This is a genomic window from Agromyces mediolanus (genome assembly GCF_044917495.1).
GTDB lineage: Bacteria > Actinomycetota > Actinomycetes > Actinomycetales > Microbacteriaceae > Agromyces > Agromyces mediolanus_B.
In genome coordinates, this window is record NZ_JAVSSI010000004.1 from 12,402 (window position 1) to 27,811 (window position 15,410).

General features: G+C 73.9%; 15 protein-coding genes. 6 read left to right on the forward strand and 9 right to left on the reverse strand.

Annotated features, from left to right (window positions below):
• Positions 1-35: 35 nt before the first annotated feature.
• Positions 36-1,130 (forward strand): phospho-N-acetylmuramoyl-pentapeptide-transferase, encoded by a 1,095-nt coding sequence (gene mraY, locus ROT00_RS07135; protein ID WP_404774064.1) that lies wholly within the window; start codon positions 36-38, stop codon positions 1,128-1,130.
• A gap of 45 nt (positions 1,131-1,175) precedes the next feature.
• On the opposite strand, the gene ROT00_RS07140 is transcribed toward mraY, so the two are convergent.
• Complete coding sequence (locus ROT00_RS07140; protein WP_404773538.1) at positions 1,176-1,658, reverse strand: hypothetical protein; 483 nt, start codon at positions 1,656-1,658, stop codon at positions 1,176-1,178.
• Between the two features lie 105 nt (positions 1,659-1,763).
• Between ROT00_RS07140 and ROT00_RS07145 the strand changes: the two genes are divergently transcribed.
• Positions 1,764-2,993 (forward strand): DNA polymerase domain-containing protein, encoded by a 1,230-nt coding sequence (locus ROT00_RS07145; RefSeq protein ID WP_404773540.1) that lies wholly within the window; start codon positions 1,764-1,766, stop codon positions 2,991-2,993.
• A gap of 44 nt (positions 2,994-3,037) precedes the next feature.
• Here the strand turns inward: ROT00_RS07145 and ROT00_RS07150 are convergent, their stop codons facing one another.
• From ROT00_RS07150 to ROT00_RS07165, 4 genes are all read right to left on the reverse strand, one after another.
• Positions 3,038-4,579 carry a carboxylesterase/lipase family protein gene (locus ROT00_RS07150; protein ID WP_404773542.1) on the reverse strand — a complete coding sequence of 514 codons (1,542 nt, stop codon included), beginning with the start codon at positions 4,577-4,579 and terminating at the stop codon, positions 3,038-3,040.
• A complete protein-coding gene (locus ROT00_RS07155) occupies positions 4,576-5,268 on the reverse strand; it encodes a GAP family protein (protein ID WP_404773544.1) in 693 nt (230 codons plus the stop codon). Before ROT00_RS07155 ends, ROT00_RS07150 begins: the two co-directional genes overlap by 4 nt.
• Before the next feature lie 67 nt (positions 5,269-5,335).
• The gene (locus ROT00_RS07160) at positions 5,336-7,267 is read right to left on the reverse strand and encodes a hypothetical protein (protein ID WP_404773546.1); all 1,932 of its coding nucleotides are present in this window, start codon (positions 7,265-7,267) and stop codon (positions 5,336-5,338) included.
• A 17-nt stretch (positions 7,268-7,284) separates the two neighbouring features.
• On the reverse strand, positions 7,285-7,989 hold the full coding sequence (locus ROT00_RS07165; protein ID WP_404773548.1) for a response regulator: 705 nt from the start codon (positions 7,987-7,989) through the stop codon (positions 7,285-7,287).
• A gap of 134 nt (positions 7,990-8,123) precedes the next feature.
• Between ROT00_RS07165 and ROT00_RS07170 the strand changes: the two genes are divergently transcribed.
• The 3 genes from ROT00_RS07170 (at position 8,124) to ROT00_RS07180 (ending at position 9,742) form a co-directional block, all read left to right on the forward strand.
• Positions 8,124-8,837, forward strand: coding sequence for an SOS response-associated peptidase (locus ROT00_RS07170; RefSeq protein ID WP_404773550.1), 714 nt, complete (start codon positions 8,124-8,126; stop codon positions 8,835-8,837).
• 96 nt (positions 8,838-8,933) lie between these two features.
• A complete protein-coding gene (locus ROT00_RS07175; RefSeq protein ID WP_404773552.1) occupies positions 8,934-9,596 on the forward strand; it encodes a M15 family metallopeptidase in 663 nt (220 codons plus the stop codon).
• On the forward strand, positions 9,593-9,742 hold the full coding sequence (locus ROT00_RS07180; RefSeq protein ID WP_404773554.1) for a hypothetical protein: 150 nt from the start codon (positions 9,593-9,595) through the stop codon (positions 9,740-9,742). The genes ROT00_RS07175 and ROT00_RS07180 overlap by 4 nt, the downstream gene beginning before the upstream one ends.
• On the opposite strand, the gene ROT00_RS07185 is transcribed toward ROT00_RS07180, so the two are convergent.
• Genes ROT00_RS07185 through ROT00_RS07200 form a run of 4 tightly spaced genes read right to left on the reverse strand, consistent with a single transcriptional unit; the run spans position 9,739 to position 14,379 of the window.
• Positions 9,739-11,115, reverse strand: coding sequence for an MFS transporter (locus tag ROT00_RS07185; protein WP_404773556.1), 1,377 nt, complete (start codon positions 11,113-11,115; stop codon positions 9,739-9,741). The genes ROT00_RS07180 and ROT00_RS07185 overlap by 4 nt on opposite strands.
• Entirely contained in the window at positions 11,112-11,990 is an 879-nt protein-coding gene (locus ROT00_RS07190; RefSeq protein ID WP_404773558.1) for an anti-sigma factor, read from the reverse strand. The genes ROT00_RS07185 and ROT00_RS07190 overlap by 4 nt, the downstream gene beginning before the upstream one ends.
• Entirely contained in the window at positions 11,987-12,571 is a 585-nt protein-coding gene (gene sigK / locus ROT00_RS07195; RefSeq protein WP_404773560.1) for an ECF RNA polymerase sigma factor SigK, read from the reverse strand. The genes ROT00_RS07190 and sigK overlap by 4 nt, the downstream gene beginning before the upstream one ends.
• A 56-nt stretch (positions 12,572-12,627) precedes the next feature.
• On the reverse strand, positions 12,628-14,379 hold the full coding sequence (locus tag ROT00_RS07200) for a cytochrome c biogenesis protein CcdA (protein ID WP_404773562.1): 1,752 nt from the start codon (positions 14,377-14,379) through the stop codon (positions 12,628-12,630).
• 248 nt (positions 14,380-14,627) lie between these two features.
• Here ROT00_RS07200 and ROT00_RS07205 point away from each other — a divergent pair, with 248 nt between their 5' ends.
• Entirely contained in the window at positions 14,628-15,287 is a 660-nt protein-coding gene (locus ROT00_RS07205) for a fasciclin domain-containing protein (protein WP_404773564.1), read from the forward strand.
• Positions 15,288-15,410 lie beyond the last annotated feature (123 nt).

The following is a 15,410-nucleotide window of genomic DNA, read 5'->3' on the forward strand; positions in this document are numbered from 1 at the left end:
CGTCGTCTCGGCGATCGACTGGGAGGATGGTTCTCGTGAGAGCACTGTTGACTGCCGGGGCCCTGTCGTTGGCCTTCACGCTCTTTCTGACGCCGGTGTTCATCAGGCTGTTCACCCGGTTGGGGTGGGGGCAGTTCATCCGTGATGATGGGCCGCAGTCGCATCATGTGAAGCGCGGGACGCCCACGATGGGTGGGATCATCTTCATCCTGGGCACGCTGTTCGGGTACTTCGGGGCGACGCTGCTGAGCGGTGAGGGCGCGACGGCGTCGGCGCTGCTGGTGCTGTTCATGATGGTCGGGCTCGGCGTGGTCGGGTTCATCGACGACTTCCTGAAGACGCGGAAGAAGCAGAGCCTGGGGCTCGGCGGCTGGGCGAAGGTCGCCGGGCAGGTCGTGGTGGCGGGCACGTTCGCGCTGCTGGCGCTGCAGTTCCCGAACGCGCAGGGCACGACGCCGGCGGACACGAAGATCTCGTTCATCCGGGATCTGCCGCTGGACTTCATGGTGTTCGGCACGATCGCCGGCACGATCCTGTACGTGATCTGGATCTGCCTCATCTCGACGGCGGCGTCGAACGGGGTGAACGTCACCGACGGGCTGGACGGGCTCGCCGGCGGGGCGTCGATCCTCGCGATCGGCTCGTTCGTGGTCATCGGGTTCTGGCAGTTCAACCAGGCCTGCGCGAATCCGAACCTGAACCAGGCGGATGCCTACCGCTGCTACGAGGTGCGTGACCCCCTCGATCTCGCGATCGTCGCCACCGCCATCACCGGTGGTCTCATCGGGTTCCTCTGGTGGAACACGAACCCGGCGAAGATCATCATGGGCGACACGGGGTCGTTGGCCCTCGGCGGGGCGCTCGCGGCGCTCGCGATCGTGAGCCGCACGGAGCTGCTCCTGGTGCTGATCGGCGGGCTGTTCGTGATCGAGACGGGCTCGGTGATCGTGCAGCGGGCGTACTTCAAGCTCACCCACGGCAAACGGATCTTCCTGATGAGCCCGATCCACCACCACTTCGAGTTGAAGGGCTGGGCCGAGGTCACCATCGTGGTCCGGTTCTGGATCATCGGCGGCCTCCTCGTCGCCGCCGGCGTCGGCAGCTTCTACCTCGAATGGCTCCAGAGCTGACGTGTCGTCACTCGGCTGTTCGCCACTCGCGCACGCCGCCCCGGCTCACTCAGGCCGGCGGAACACCCGGCGCATGTGGTCGCTGTCCAGGAAGTCGGCGATGCCGATGAGGATCAGGCTGAAGACGATCTGCTCCGTCACCATCCAGAACGGGAACAGCCCGGGGATGGCGGCCATCACGAGCGTGATGACCGGGAAGATCTTGCTGAACAGCCGCAGCCGCGAGTACGCCCAGCGGTAGCCCTTCTGCGCACGCCAGGCGAAGTAGAACAGCGTCGCGGTCATGCCGAGCACCACCAGGATGCGCATCCACACCGGGAACGCGAGCACCGTGCCCTGCGCGAGCAGTACGATCGCGACGACCAGGGCCGCGAGTCCGATGAGCAGCTCCAGGGCGAGCAACCAGGTGATCCATCTGAAGGCCCGCCGGGTGCGCGGATGCTCGACGAGCTCGTCGTCGGCCTTCTCGCCTGCGGCGCGGCCGCCCGCGATCCGGTCGAGTCTCATGAGCACGGGTTCGAGATCCATGTCGCCTCCGGCACCGACGATACGCCCCGGGCAGAGCGGCCGCATCGACCGGAAGTTCGAGCCGCGAACCCCCGGAGCGGCACTGAAACCACCTAGAGTGGTGACATGGCGGGCCGCTCCGACGACGCCGTGGTCATCGAGGTCGACGGCCACGAGGTGCGGGTGAGCCATCCGGGCAAAGTCGTCTTCCCCGACGCCGGCCTCACCAAGCGCGACCTCGTCGACTACTACCTCGCCGTGGCCGACGGAGCGCTCCGCGGCGCCGGCGGCCGGCCGATGGTGCTGAAGCGCTTCGTCAAGGGCATCGACCGCGAGGCGTTCTTCCAGAAGCGGGTCCCCGAGCAGCATCCCGACTTCATCGACACCGCGACCCTGCACTACGCCTCGGGCACCGAAGCCGAGGAGACCGTCGTGCGCGAGCGCGCCGGGCTCGCCTGGGTCGTCAACCTCGGCTGCATCGACCTCAACCCGCACCCCGTCCGCGCCGAGGATCTCGACCACCCCGACGAACTCCGCGTCGACCTCGACCCGATGCCCGGCGTCGACTGGTCGCAGATCGTCGACACCGCGTTCATCGCGCGCGAGGTGCTCGCCGAGCACGGCCTCGTCGCGTGGCCGAAGACCTCCGGCTCCCGCGGCATGCACCTGAACGTGCGCATCGAGCCGCGCTGGAGCTACCCCGAGCTGCGTCTCGCCGCCGAGGCGCTCGCCCGCGAGGTCGCCGAGCGCGCCCCGGGTCTCGCGACGGCCCGCTGGTGGAAAGAGGAGCGCGGCGAGACCGTGTTCGTCGACTTCAACCAGAACGCGAAGGACCGCACCGTCGCCTCGGCGTACTCGGTGCGCCCGCTCCCCGATGCGCGGGTATCGACGCCGCTCGACTGGGACGAGGTGCGCACCGCCAGGCCCGAGGCGTTCACGGTCGCGACCGTGCTGCGCCGCTTCGCGGAGCGCGGCGATCGGGCCGCCGGCATCGACGACGCAGCCGGCTCGCTCGACGGCCTGCTCGCCCTCGCCGAGCGCCTCGGCCCGGCGGAGAAGCCGCCGCGGGGCGCGGATGCCTCGGGCCGCCGCACCTCGACGATGCCGCTCATCGAACTCGCCCGCACCGAGACGAAACCCGAGGCGCTCGCCGCCCTCGAGGAGTGGCGGACGAGGCATCCGGCCGCCGCCGCCGCGCTGCACCCGGCCGACGTGCTCGTCGACGGCATGCGCGGGGCGAGCTCGCTCTGGTACCGCGTGCGGGTGAACCTGCAGCACGTGCCCAAGCCGGAGCGGCCGCCGCAGGAGGCCCTCATCGCCGACTACGACCCCTGGGCCGGGCGGCGACCCGACTGAGCGCGCGCCGGGGGCGGGGCTCCGGCCTCGGCCTCGGCCTCGGCTCAGCGGAAGGCGAGCACCTCGTCGCCCCAGCCGCGGCGCAGCTCCCCGTCGAGGTCGGGCTCGACGCGATCCTCGGCGTCGATGACGAGCGTCGCCCTGGTGCTCCCGTCGTAACCGGGCCAGCTCGGCGCCCCGTCGGCATCCGGCGCGCGTCCGTGCGCGAAGTTCGTCCAGCGCTCCTGCATCCGCCGCGACACCTCCCGCCCGTGGCGACGGCCGCCGAGCAGGAAGGTCGGGTCCTTCCGACCGCCTCCGAGCTCGCCCCAGAGGTAGGGGAGCTCGGTCGCGTGGGTCGCGCCGATTCCGAGGAGCTCCAGCATCGGCGTCGTGTAGTCGAATCGGTAGAGGTGCACCGGCGCCACCGCGGCGTGGCCCTCCGCGGCCCAGACCGTCGGCATCCGGAACCCGATGTCCCGCGCGATGCCGAGCCCGAGCGCGCGATGGCGCACCCCCTCGTACGCCTCGAGCACCTGCCCGCGCGACGGCAGCTCGGCCCCCGGATGCTCCGCCGCCATCGCCCGGAACATCGCCGTGATGGTCGGCTCCGTGATCGGCATCAGCGGCGACTTCATGTACTTGAACAGGGTCGCCTCGTCGCGGTTGGTCCCGATGAGGAGCGGCACTCGGAGCCCGCGGCCGGCGCGCAGGGCGGCGATCGGATGCTCCGGCACGAGCTCGCCGTCGACGGCGGGGGCGAACGGGATGACGCCCGGCTCCTCGGCGGGGATCGCGGCGTAGACCCGGGCGGACGCCTCGACGACCTCCTCGGCGGAGCGCGCCCGCGCGGCCGTCAGGTCGTCCGCGCCGAGCTCGCTGAGCAGGCGCGCGCCGACGCGCTGCGCACGGTCCAGCTCGTAGACCGAGCTCACCGGCGAGCTCTGCGCGATCGCCCGGCTGAAGAGCCCCGCGGCCGACGGGGTGGCGAGCAGCGTGGTCACGAGTCCGCCGCCTGCGGACTCGCCGAACACCGTGACCCGGTCCGGGTCGCCGCCGAACGCCCGCGCGTTCCGCTGCACCCACTCGAGGGCGAGCAGCACGTCGCGCAGCGCGAGATCGCCGTCGACCCGCTCCCCGTTCGCCGCGACGCCGCCGAGCTCCGCGAAGCCGAGCCCGCCGAGGCGGTAGTTGATCGTGACGAGCACGACCTCGCCGCGCTCGACGAGCGATCGGCCGTCGAAGAGCGGCTGCGACGCCGAGCCGAAGGTGTACGCGCCGCCGTGCACCCACACCATGACGGGGAGCCCATCCCCCGGGCCGACGTTCGAGGGGGCCCGCACGTTCAGGAAGAGGCAGTCCTCGGAGACCTGGATGTCCGGCCCGAGCGGCACCGCAGGATTCGGGTTCTGCGGTGCCGCCGGACCGAACGCGCCGGCATCGGCGATGCCCTGCCAGGGCGCGCCGGGGGCGGGAGCGCGCCAGCGCATCGCCCCGATGGGGGGCGCCGCGTACCGGATGCCGCGCCAGACCGTCGTGGCACCGTCGGAACGGCCTCCGACGAGACCCGCGGCGGTCCTGGCGACGAGTCGCTCGGTCGCGGTCATGCTGCGCCTCCCGGCAGGTTCGTGAGCTGATGGATGAGGCTCGCGATCTCCACCGCCGCGAGGACGGCGAAGAGCACGGTCATGATCCACGCGTTGTGCCGGATCATCTCCTCCTTGAGCCGACCGAGGCCCGCGGTGATCGCGGGCGCACCGGTCGCGGCGAGCGCGGTCGGCAGGATGACGCCGAGCCCGGCGCCGAGTGCGAAGAGCGCAGCGAGACCGACGACCGCGATCGGGGCGAGGTCGTGGGCGCCGATGATCGCCCCCGCCTTCAGCTCGAGCGGGAGGTTCTTGGAGTTCGTCACCGCCATGAGCACGCCGAGCCCGGCGGCCCGCGCGGGGGTGAGGGCGTCGACCGCGGCGAGCCAGCCCGGCGGCTTCGGCGGGGCGTCTCCGCGCGGCCGGCCGCGCCAGCTCAGGAGGGCGAGCACGGCGAAGCCGATCGCGAGCAGCCCCGTGACCCCGAGCACGATGAACTCGTCGCCGTGGCCGCCGCCCGCACCGGCGCCGGCGGTGCCGAGGGCCGCGACGAGCGTGACCGCGAAGCCGATGCCCGTGTTCGCCGCGGCGAAGGCGAGGCCGTTCCCCCGGCCCCGCGGGGAGAGCAGGAGCGCGACGACCGCCACGATCGGGAGCGGACTGATCACGACCCCCGCCGCGAGCGGCACCAGCTGCGCCAGATCGGCCATCGACTCCCCCTCCGCCGTCGCCCGGGCTCGCTCATCGCCCGGACAGAGGCACGGTAGCCGTCGGAGCTCAGCCGGCCGGGGCGGTGTTCGGCTGTTGCGACAGCGCCGCCGACGGCGTCGCCACCGCGCCGCCGAGCCGTGCGCGGAGCACGACGCGGCCGTCGTGCTCGAGGAGGAGCAGCTCCTCGGCCCGGAGCCCGAGCGCGCGGAGCCGGAGCGCGTCGAGCCCGATGCCCGGAGACGACGGACGGCCGCGACGCAGCCGCCCCGGGGCGGAGACCTCGACGCGGACGGCGCCGTCGGCAACCGACGAGAGCCGGACCGCCGCAGAGGGCGCGCCGTGCTTCACCGCGTTCACCAGCGCCTCCGAGGCGAGATCGACGACGAAGCGGCCGAGCTCGGGCTCCCGGTCGAGCCGGTCGAGCGCCGCCGGCGCCGCGGAGACGTCGAGGGCGAGCGCGCGCGACCAGGCGCCCAGCACGGTGGCGAAGGCCGCCGACCCGGCCGGGCCCGCGGAGGCGGACCCCGCCGCCTGCGCCCCGTCGTCCCGGGTCGGGTCGTCCCGCGTCGCGTCGTCCCGCGTCGCGTCGTCGAGCAGCCGCCCGACCCGTTCGAGCTCGGCGAGCGCCTCCCGCCATCGGCGCTGCGCCTCGGCGGCGGCGGGATCGCGCTCGAGGATCGCGGCGACGACGAGGCATCCGCCCTGGGCATCGTCGTGCAGCGCGCGGAGCAGCGCCTCCCGCCGCTCCCGCACCGCCCGCCCGTGCTCGGCGGTGTCCGCCGTGTACGCGGCGATCTCCCGCTCGAGCTGCGCCCGCTCGTGGCGGAGCCGCCGGACCGCCTCGCTCGCGCTGCCCGCGACGAGGGCGACCGCGAGGTAGCTCGGGAGCACGGGGAAGAGCTCCGGCGCCCCGCCCGTCAGGAGCGGCGGACCGAGCGTGAGCGCGAGGCCCGTCGCGGTGGCGCCGACCACGGCCGCGCGGGCGCGGGTTCGCGCACGGGCGGAATCACCCGGCGCTCCCGCGAGGCGGGCGGTCGCGAGCTCGCCGAGCACGCCGATCACGAGGGCCGCGGACGCACTCGCGATCGCCGCCGCGACGCCCTCGTGCGCGAGCGTGTACGGCAGGTACGCCGCGACGAGCAGCGCGACGGCGAGTCCGGGCGGTGCGGGGGCGAGCGACGCTGGGGCGAGTCGCGCGGGAGCGAGCGGCGCAGCGGTGCCAGCGGCGCGCGGGCGGGGATCGCCCGGCTCGCCGGGCGGCAGCGGCGGGCGGACGTCGGCCAGCCGGTGGCTGAGCGAACGGGCCGTGTCCCGGGCGAAGGCCCGCAGTGCGGCCGCCCGCGTCGCGGCATCCGCGTGGCGTCCGCACTTGACGAGCGCGCCGAGGTCCGCACGGAATCTGGCCGCGGCGGCCTGCGTCTCGTCGGCCGCCGCCGCACGCAGATCGCTCCCGCCGCTCCGGCCCACCCGCATCGCCTCCGCGACCTGACCCAGGGCGGCGACGGCCTGGGCGCGCCTCCGGAGCGCCGTGACGACGACGGCGACGATCGGCAGCGCGACGGCCGCCGCGACCAGGTTCGTCGCGAGGCGGACCCCGAACGGAGCCGGATACGGCGGGAGCCCGGCCCAGGCCGTGAGCGCGCTCACGAGCAGGGGGCGGGCGCAGCCGAGCACGACGACCGCGGCGATCGCGACGCACGCCCGCGCCGACGCCCGGCTCAGCCGGCGCTCGGCCAGGGCGAACGGCGCCCCGAGGCAGCCGAGCACGGCGTGCACGACGAACGCGACGGCGAAGCCGCCCGCTCGCTCGGACGCCGTGGCGGCTGCGTCGTAGCCGCCGAGCACCGTCACGGCGAACGGCAGCGTGAGCAGCCAGCTCCAGCGGCTGAGGAAGGCCCCTCCCGCGAAGGCGGCGCCGACGGCGCCGAAGACGCCGGCGGGACCGAAGACTCCGGCGGGGCGGCCGGCCGCCGCTGCGGCACCGTCGACCGTCGTCATGCGGCCGCCGGGCGCCGTCACGTGGCCGCCGGGCCGAAGTAGCGGTTGAACCGGTTCGCCGCGATGACCCGGGGATTGACGGCGGGGACGTTCGCGATCTCCAGTCGGTCGAAGAGCCGGCTCACCGTGCGCTCGACGGCCCGGACGGTCGAGCCGGTGCGCTCGGCGATCTCGGCGTTCGAGAGCCCCGCGGCGACGAGCGCGAGGATCCTCCGCTGATGCGGGGTGAGGCCCGCGACGACCGGGTCGGGCGATGCGAATCCGGGCTGATCGGGCCATGCCGGTGCGGCAAGATCCGCGGTGTGCGCGCTGAGCCGCCGTTCGCCGCCCGCTCGCTCCGCGCCCGGCATCCCCCTCGCGGCCCGCTCGATCGCCGCGACGAGCTCGTCGGCATCGCCCAGCGTCGCCTTGTCCACGAACTCCGCGCCCGGGGGCATCCGCGCGGCCGCCGCGGCGTAGTTGCTGAGCACGACGACGCCGATCCCCGGGGACGCCGCCCGCGCGATCACCGCGAGCTCGACGCCGTCCGGCCGGCTGCCGAGCTCCACGTCGGTCACGAGCACGTCGGGATCGACCGCGTCGAGCAGCTCGAGCGCCGCCGCCGCATCGGCCGCGAGCTCGACCTCGAAGCCGCGATGCCGCAACGCCTCGGCGACGAGCACGCGCATGATCCGCTGATCCTCGACGACGAGCACCCGTCTCGCCCACGACGCCCCCGACACAGTCCGAGCGTAGCCGCGCCCGGGATCGCGGGGCCGGCATCGCGCGTCCCCAGTCCGGGTCTGCCTGCCGCCGGGCCCGGGGGCTGCGGACGTCGGCGGTCGGTGGCAGGCTGGGCACGATCCCGGGAGGCAGCATGTGCGGAAGGTTCGTGGTCTCGCAGAAGGCCGACGATCTCACCGAGGTGTTCGAGGCCGAAGACGACTTCCCCGAGTGGGAGCCGAGTTACAGCCTGGCCCCCACCGACACCATCCCGATCATCCGCGAGCGCGCCGACCGCGGGTCCGGTGCGTTCGTGCGCCGGCTCGAGCCCGCGGTGTGGAACTTCCGCCCCTCGTTCATGACCGAGTCGAAGCGGCCCCAGTTCAACTCGCGCATCGAGACGGTCGCGACGAACGGCCTGTGGAAGGGCGCGTTCGCCCAGGGCCGGTGCATCGTCCCCATGCGCGGCTACTACGAGTGGACGGGCGAGGCCGGCAAGAAGCACGCGCACTACCTGCACGGCGAGAGCGAGCTGCTCGCGGCGGCGGGCATCTCGACCGCCCGGCGGCTCGACGACGGCAGTTGGCAGGTGTCGGCGTCGATCATCACGCGCGAGGCGCGGGATGCCTCGGGCGAGATCCACGAGCGCATGCCGGTGTACCTGCCCCTCGACGAGGTCGAGCGCTACCTCGACCCGGTGAAGCTCGACGCGGGCGGCATGCAGGCGATGGTCGACTTCCTGCTCGAGGCATCCGACCGCGTCGCGCCGACCATCCGCGAGTACGAGGTCGACCGCCGGGTCAACAGCCATCGTGCGATCGACCCGCACGACCCCACCCTGATCGAGCCGCTGCCCGCCGCGGAGTGAACCCGGGCGACTGAACCGGCCCGGACGCCGCGCATATCGCGCGCGTATCGGGAATCGCAGACGCCGTGGCAACGGCCGCCGCGGTCGACTCGAGGCATGCGAACCCATCACGATCCCGTCTTCCGCCGCCGCCGCGTCGCCGTGCTCGCCGCCGTCGCCGCCGGCCTCGCGTTCCTCGCGATCGGCGCCGCGCTCATCGGCGCCGCGGCGGCCTCGCCCGGCCTCGTCGGCGGGATCGGCGCCGGCGGACTCGACACGCCCATCACCGCCGACCCGCCCGCGGCCGGTGCCGAGGGCGACTCGGGTGCCAGCGGTGACGGCGTCGTGGATGTCGAGGACGGGTACATTCCGGAAGGGGAATGGATCTCGCTCCACGACGACGTCCCCGCGATCACGAAGCTCGACGCCGCGCTGCTCGACGCCACCCGGGCCGCAGCAGCGGATGCCGCAGCCGATGGCATCGAGTTCCGGGTCACCAGCGGATGGCGGAGCGCCGAGTACCAGCAGCAGCTCCTCGACGACGCGGTGCTCGAGTACGGGAGCCTCGAGGAGGCGCGGCGCTTCGTCAGCACCCCGGAGGGCTCGAACCACGTCACCGGCCGCGCGATCGACATCGGGCCGACCGACGCCGACAGCTGGCTCTCGCAGCACGGCTCCGACTACGGGCTCTGCCAGACCTACGCGAACGAGATGTGGCACTTCGAGCTGTCCACGGAGCCGGGCGGCGAGTGCCCGCAGATGCTCCCGGACGCATCATGAGCCGGCTCGACGGTCTCGGCGTCGTCGGCTCCGCGCTGGCGCTCCTCGTGCTGGGCGTCTGCGCCGCCCCGGTGTTCGCCGCCTGGCTCATGCTCCCGCTCGTGCCCGCGGTCGCGATGCTCGCCCAGCTGTGGGGGCTGTTCTAGCCGGTCCGCTGCGCCCGGCGGTGAGCCCGGTTCGCCCAGAACAGCACCGGGATGAGCACGAGCGAGAGGACGCCGCCCGCGAGCGCGAGCGTCGCGTAGCTCGACGCCGCCATCACCACCCCGGACATCACGCCGCCCCCGGCGCCCGCGAGCGCGATCAGCACGTCGATCGTGCCCTGCGTGCGCGCCCGGTTCGCCGGGACGGTGGCGTCGACGACGAGCGCGGTGCCCGCGATGAGGCCGAAGTTCCAGCCGAGCCCGAGCAGCACGAGCGCGAGGATCAGCAGGCCGAGCGAGTCCGCCGGCGCCACAGCCGCGACGACGCCCGCCGCGAGCAGCGTCACGCCCGCGGCGATCGCCATCGGCGTGCGGCCGACCCGGTCGACGAGCACGCCCGTGATGAGCGAGGGCAGATACATCGCGGCGATGTGCAGGCCGATGACGAGCCCGACCTCGCTCAGCCCGTGATGGTGCGCCCGCATGTGCACGGGCGTCATGGTCATGATCGCGACCATCGCGATCTGGGTGAGCACCATCACGGCGGCGCCCGCGTAGGCGCCCGGGCCGGGGCGCGCGGGTGCGAGCGGCGCGGTGGATGCGGCGGGAGTGGATGCCGCTGACGGCATGGCTGCCTCGACGGGCCTGACGGCGGGCGGCTCGGCCGCGGGAGCCGGCTCGGCCGCGGGGGTCTCGGCATCCGGAAGCCGGCGCGCCAGGAGGAAGGGATCGGGGCGCAGGAGCGCGAGCAGCACCGCGCCGGCGGCGACGTAGGCGGCGCCGCCGAGCAGGAACGGCCCCGCGAGCGCCGGGATGCCCCACGACTCCGCGAGCCGGCCGAGGGGCTCGACGAGGTTCGGACCGGCGACCGCGCCGAGCGTCGTGGACACCATCGCGATGCTGACCGCGGTGCCCCGGCTGCGCGGGGTCGCGAGGTCGGCGCCGGCGTACCTCGCCTGCAGATTGGTCGCCGTGCCCGCTCCGTAGACGAACAGCGAGAGGAAGAGCAGCGGCACGTTGCCGGCGACCGCGGCGATCACGACGCCGGCCGCGCCGAGGCCGCCCGCGGCGAAGCCGAGTCCGAGCCCGAGCCGGCGTCCCCGGCGCTGGGTGATCCGGCCGACGAGGAAGGCGGCGAGCGCGGAGCCGAGCGTGAACAGCGCGGTCGGGACGCCGGCGAGCCCGTCGCTGCCGAGGACCTCCTGCGCGAGCAGGGCGCCCACGGTGACCCCCGCGGCGAGGCCGGCCCCGCCGAGCACCTGGCTCGCGACGACGACGGTCAGGGTGCGCCGCTGGAGCCGCCGACGGAGCTCGTCGTCGGCGGCGACCGCGCGGGCCAGTTCCTCGAGCGCGTCGGGAGCGTCGGTCGCGCTCACGTCTGGACCGCGGCGATGGGCTCCGTCGTGGGCTGCTCGGAGCCGCCCGCCGGTTCGACCGTGATCCCCACCAGGACGCCGTCGGTGAAGTCGCCGTCGAGCACCCGCCAGGGGTCCGCGCCGTCCGCGAGGACGCCAGCCGGAGCCGGGCCGGACTCGTCGATGTACCAGAGCTCGTAGACGTGGTCGGGTCCGAGTTCCGGCAGCCCGCTCGCCGCGAGTCCGCTGCGTCCGAGCTCGGCCGACCAGACGAGGGTCACCTCACCGCCGCCCGCGACCTCGACGGTCTGGCTCTGGGCGTCGGCGGCGGCCTCGATCGCCGCCATCTCGCGCTGCGCGCCCCAGCCGTTCGGGCCAGACCAGCCGATCCCGACCGCGACCCCGATCACGAGGATCGCGACGGAGGCCGCCGCGGTCAGCGTGGCGACGAGGCGACGCCGACGGCGGCGCTCGGCGAGCTCGTCGACGGGCGGCGCCGGCGCGACGGGCGCGGGCAGGGGCTCGGCGGGCGCAGCGGGCGCAGGCGCAGCGGGCGCAGGCGCAGCGGGCGTAGGCGCAGCGGGCGTAGGCGCAGCGGGCGCCTGCCCGGCATCCGTCACGGGCAGCTGCGGCGTCTCGTCGAGGCGGTCGAACAGGGACGCCTTCAGCGCGGGCGGCGGCGCGAGCTCGGGCACGTCCTCGCCGAGGCCGGCGGCGACGACGCGGAAGGCGTCGACCTCGGCCTGCAGCTCGGGCGATCGGGCGAGCTCGGTCTCGAAGCGGCGCAGCTCCTCGCCGTCGAGCGCATCGAGCGCGTACGCGGCGGCGAGGGCGCGCAGCTCCGCGTCGGGCGGGCCGAACTCGTCGGGAGCTCGGGACTCGTCGGGTGCGGTCATGAGGTCACCCCCAGCAGGTGGCGCAGGCGGATCATGCCGTCGCGCAATCGGGTCTTCACGGTGCCGAGGGGCAGTTCGAGCGCGACCGCGATCTCGGACTGGCTCTTGCCCTCGTAGTAGGCCATGGCGAGCGCGGTGCGCTGCGCTTCGCTGAGCTCGGCGAGCGCGACGCTCACCCGCTCGTGCTCGACGCGGAGCTCCACCCGCTCCGCGACATCCTCCTGCGGGGACGCGAGCTCGCGCACGCCGGCCTTGAGGTCGCGGTCGGCGGCGGCCTGCGCGGAGCGCACCCGGTCGACGGCGCGCCGGTGCGCGATCGTCAGCAGCCAGGCGACGGCCGCCCCGCGACCGGCGTCGAAGCGCGCCGCGTTCTGCCAGGCCTCGAGGAACACGTCCTGCGTGACCTCCTCCGCCTGGGCGGCGTCGACGAGGATCCGTCGCACGAGCCCGAACACCCGCGGCGCCGTGCGGTCGTAGAGCTCGCCGAAGGCGGCCCGGTCGCCCGTCGCCACGTCGCCGAGGAGCGCGTCGAGCGATCGCTCCTGCTGCTCACCAACGTCGTCGCTCACGCGTCCAAGCATGTCAGACGCCCGGCCGGGCGAGGCCCGTTCGGCACGAGGTCGTTCGAGCAGCTGGATCATCCGAAGGTGAAGGAGTAGGCCTGCACGTCGCCCTCGACCGTGACGTCGAGGGTGCCGCGCTCGGGGGCGTCGGACTGGTGGAGGCGGTAGGAGCGCGGGACGCCGGAGATCTCGATCCGCTGCGTCTCGTCGCCGTCGCGTACGGTGACGACGCCCTCGCCGCCGAGCACCATCCGCACCTCGCGGGCGAGGTAGGAGAGCCGCACGGCGGCGGGTCCGCCGCCCGTCGGCGCGATCGACTGGGTGTCGAGCGACCACGCGCCGTCGAGGGCGAAGGCGTCGTCGCGGAGCTCCTCGGGGAAGGCGAACGAGCTCGTGCTGCGCCGGTACGCCTCCGCACCGCCGAAGTTCGCCTGCTTCGTCGTGCCGAGGAAGGTCTCCGGGGTCGTGGAGCCCGCGTCGGGGGTCTCGTCGGCGACCTCGGTCGGGGCGGGCAGCGCGACGCCGGGATCGGCGTCCTCGAGGAGTTCGCGGATCAGCCGCTCGGTGTCCGCGTAGTGTCCCTCCCCGAACGACACCTGGCGCACGACGCCGTCGGCGTCGACGAGGTAGTGGGCGGGCCAGTAGCGGTTGCGGAAGTTCGTCCAGGTCGCGAGGTCGTTGTCGAGCGCGACGGGGTACTGGATGCCGAAGTCGCGGATGCCCGCCTCGACGTTGCGCGGCTCCTTCTCGAAGGCGTACTCGGGCGAGTGCACGCCGACGACGCTGAGTCCGGCGTCGCGGTAGGCCTCGTCCCAGGCGACGACGTGCGGGATGGAGCGCTGGCAGTTGATGCAGGAGTACGCCCAGAAGTCGATCAGCACGACGCGGCCGCGCAGTTCGTCGAGGTCGACGGCGGCGCCGCCCGGGGTGTTGAACCACTGCTGGATGCCGCGGATCGAGGGCACCTGCCCGCAGGACTCGAGCTCGGCGGCACCGTTCGTGCACTGGTCGAGTTCGCGGTTCTCGTCGGTGACGAGCCCGCCGAGGTCGAGGGCCTTCGTGACCTCCTCCGACTGTGCGAGCTGGCGCTGGAGGTCGCCGGTGTAGTCGGGCACGAGCCGCTGCAGCGCCCCGGGCAGGTCGAAGACGAGCCCCACGGCGAGCGCGATCATGACGATGCCGCCGGTGATCCGCACGCCGCGCTGGTGCTTGCGGAACGCCGCGACGCGCTCGGCGACGCGGCGGCCGGCGAGGGCGAAGAGGAGGAGCGGGGCGGCCGCGCCGATCGCGAAGGTCACGGTGAGCACGATGGTCTCCACCCCGACTCGGCCGGTCGAGCCGGCCACGGTGATCGCCGCGAGCACGGGGCCGGCGCACGGCACGTAGACGGTGCCCAGCACGAGCCCGAGGATGAAGCCGTTGCCCTCGGTGCCGACGCTGCGCCGGGGGATCCAGGCGAACGGCTTCTCGAGCAGCTCCTCGAAGCGGGGCACGATGAGGCCGATGCCGATGAGCACGAGCACGACGAGGCCGGCCCAGCGGAGCACGTCCTGGGGCAGGCCTAGGAGGCCGAGCACGAGCGATCCGGCGAGGGTGATGAGGCTGAAGCTCACGACGAGGCCGGCGATGACGAGGTAGGGGCGCCACCGGCTCGGGCCGGGCGGGGCTGCGGCCGCGACGCCGTCGGGGTCCTGGCCGGGCGACGCCGTGCTGCGCGCGCTCTGCGCACCGCCGGAGAGGAGGATGACGGGCAGCACGGGGAGGATGCACGGCGAGATCCCGGTGATGAGACCCCCCGCCAGGCCGATCAGGGCGAGTGCGATCATGGGAGGCCTCGATTCCGGTGGGCGACGACTGGGCTGCGAGGGATTCGGAGCGGCGGCCGGATCGGATGGCCCGGGGCGCCCGCAGCCGTCCCGGCCGAGGCCGCCGGGCGGGATCCGACGCAGCATCCGGCGCGGCATCCGCAGCGCATCCGACGAGGCATCCGCGATTCGTCCAATCCGATCGGCGGATGCCTCCGAACCCCCGGTGTCGGCCCGTCCCGGGACGACGCATCCGAAGGAGGAAGTCCATGCGCACGTTCCGTACTCGCACCGCATCCGCCCTCGTCGCCCTCGCGGCGATCACCTCGCTCGGCCTCGCCGGCTGCAGCATGGGCGCATCGTCCGGCTCGAGCGACGAGGAGACCCCGAAGACGGAGTCGACGCCCTCGGCCGAGTCGATGGAGACCGACCCCGCCGCCGACCTCGTCGGCTCCGGCTGCGCGGCCTACGCCGAGCAGGTGCCCGACGGCGCCGGCTCGATCGTCGGCATGTCGCAGGACCCGGTCGCGGTCGCCGCGTCGAACAACCCGCTGCTGACGACCCTCGTCGCGGCGGTCTCCGGTCAGCTGAACCCCGACGTGAACCTCGTCGACACGCTGAACGGCGACGAGTTCACCGTCTTCGCGCCCGTCGACGACGCGTTCGCGAAGATCGACCCGGCCACCATCGAGTCGCTGAAGACCGACTCGGCGACGCTCACCTCGATCCTCACGTACCACGTCGTCCCGGGTCAGCTCTCGCCCGACGAGGTCGTCGGCACCCAGACCACGGTGCAGGGCGGCACGGTCGACGTGACCGGCTCGGGCGACTCGCTCAAGGTCAACGACGCCAACGTCATCTGCGGCGGCGTCCACACCGCGAACGCGACGGTCTACCTGATCGACAGCGTGCTGATGCCCCCGATGTGATCCCCGCGCGCGCCGGCAGCACGGCGCGCGCGCCGCATTGGGACCCCCGAGTTCATCGGGAACCCCCGAGTTGCCCGACTTTCATGGAAGTCGGGCAACTCGTCTGTTCAGCGGGTCAGCGGT

Bases quoted from the DNA above. Each gene is read 5' to 3' on its own strand.
- ROT00_RS07140 (WP_404773538.1), bottom strand. From the start codon at position 1,658: ATGGATCTCGAACCCGTGCTCATGAGACTCGACCGGATCGCGGGCGGC.
- ROT00_RS07145 (WP_404773540.1), top strand. From the start codon at position 1,764: ATGGCGGGCCGCTCCGACGACGCCGTGGTCATCGAGGTCGACGGCCAC.
- ROT00_RS07150 (WP_404773542.1), bottom strand. From the start codon at position 4,579: ATGACCGCGACCGAGCGACTCGTCGCCAGGACCGCCGCGGGTCTCGTC.
- ROT00_RS07155 (WP_404773544.1), bottom strand. From the start codon at position 5,268: ATGGCCGATCTGGCGCAGCTGGTGCCGCTCGCGGCGGGGGTCGTGATC.
- ROT00_RS07160 (WP_404773546.1), bottom strand. From the start codon at position 7,267: ATGACGACGGTCGACGGTGCCGCAGCGGCGGCCGGCCGCCCCGCCGGA.
- ROT00_RS07170 (WP_404773550.1), top strand. From the start codon at position 8,124: ATGTGCGGAAGGTTCGTGGTCTCGCAGAAGGCCGACGATCTCACCGAG.
- ROT00_RS07175 (WP_404773552.1), top strand. From the start codon at position 8,934: ATGCGAACCCATCACGATCCCGTCTTCCGCCGCCGCCGCGTCGCCGTG.
- ROT00_RS07180 (WP_404773554.1), top strand. From the start codon at position 9,593: ATGAGCCGGCTCGACGGTCTCGGCGTCGTCGGCTCCGCGCTGGCGCTC.
- ROT00_RS07190 (WP_404773558.1), bottom strand. From the start codon at position 11,990: ATGACCGCACCCGACGAGTCCCGAGCTCCCGACGAGTTCGGCCCGCCC.
- sigK (WP_404773560.1), bottom strand. From the start codon at position 12,571: ATGCTTGGACGCGTGAGCGACGACGTTGGTGAGCAGCAGGAGCGATCG.
- ROT00_RS07200 (WP_404773562.1), bottom strand. From the start codon at position 14,379: ATGATCGCACTCGCCCTGATCGGCCTGGCGGGGGGTCTCATCACCGGG.
- ROT00_RS07205 (WP_404773564.1), top strand. From the start codon at position 14,628: ATGCGCACGTTCCGTACTCGCACCGCATCCGCCCTCGTCGCCCTCGCG.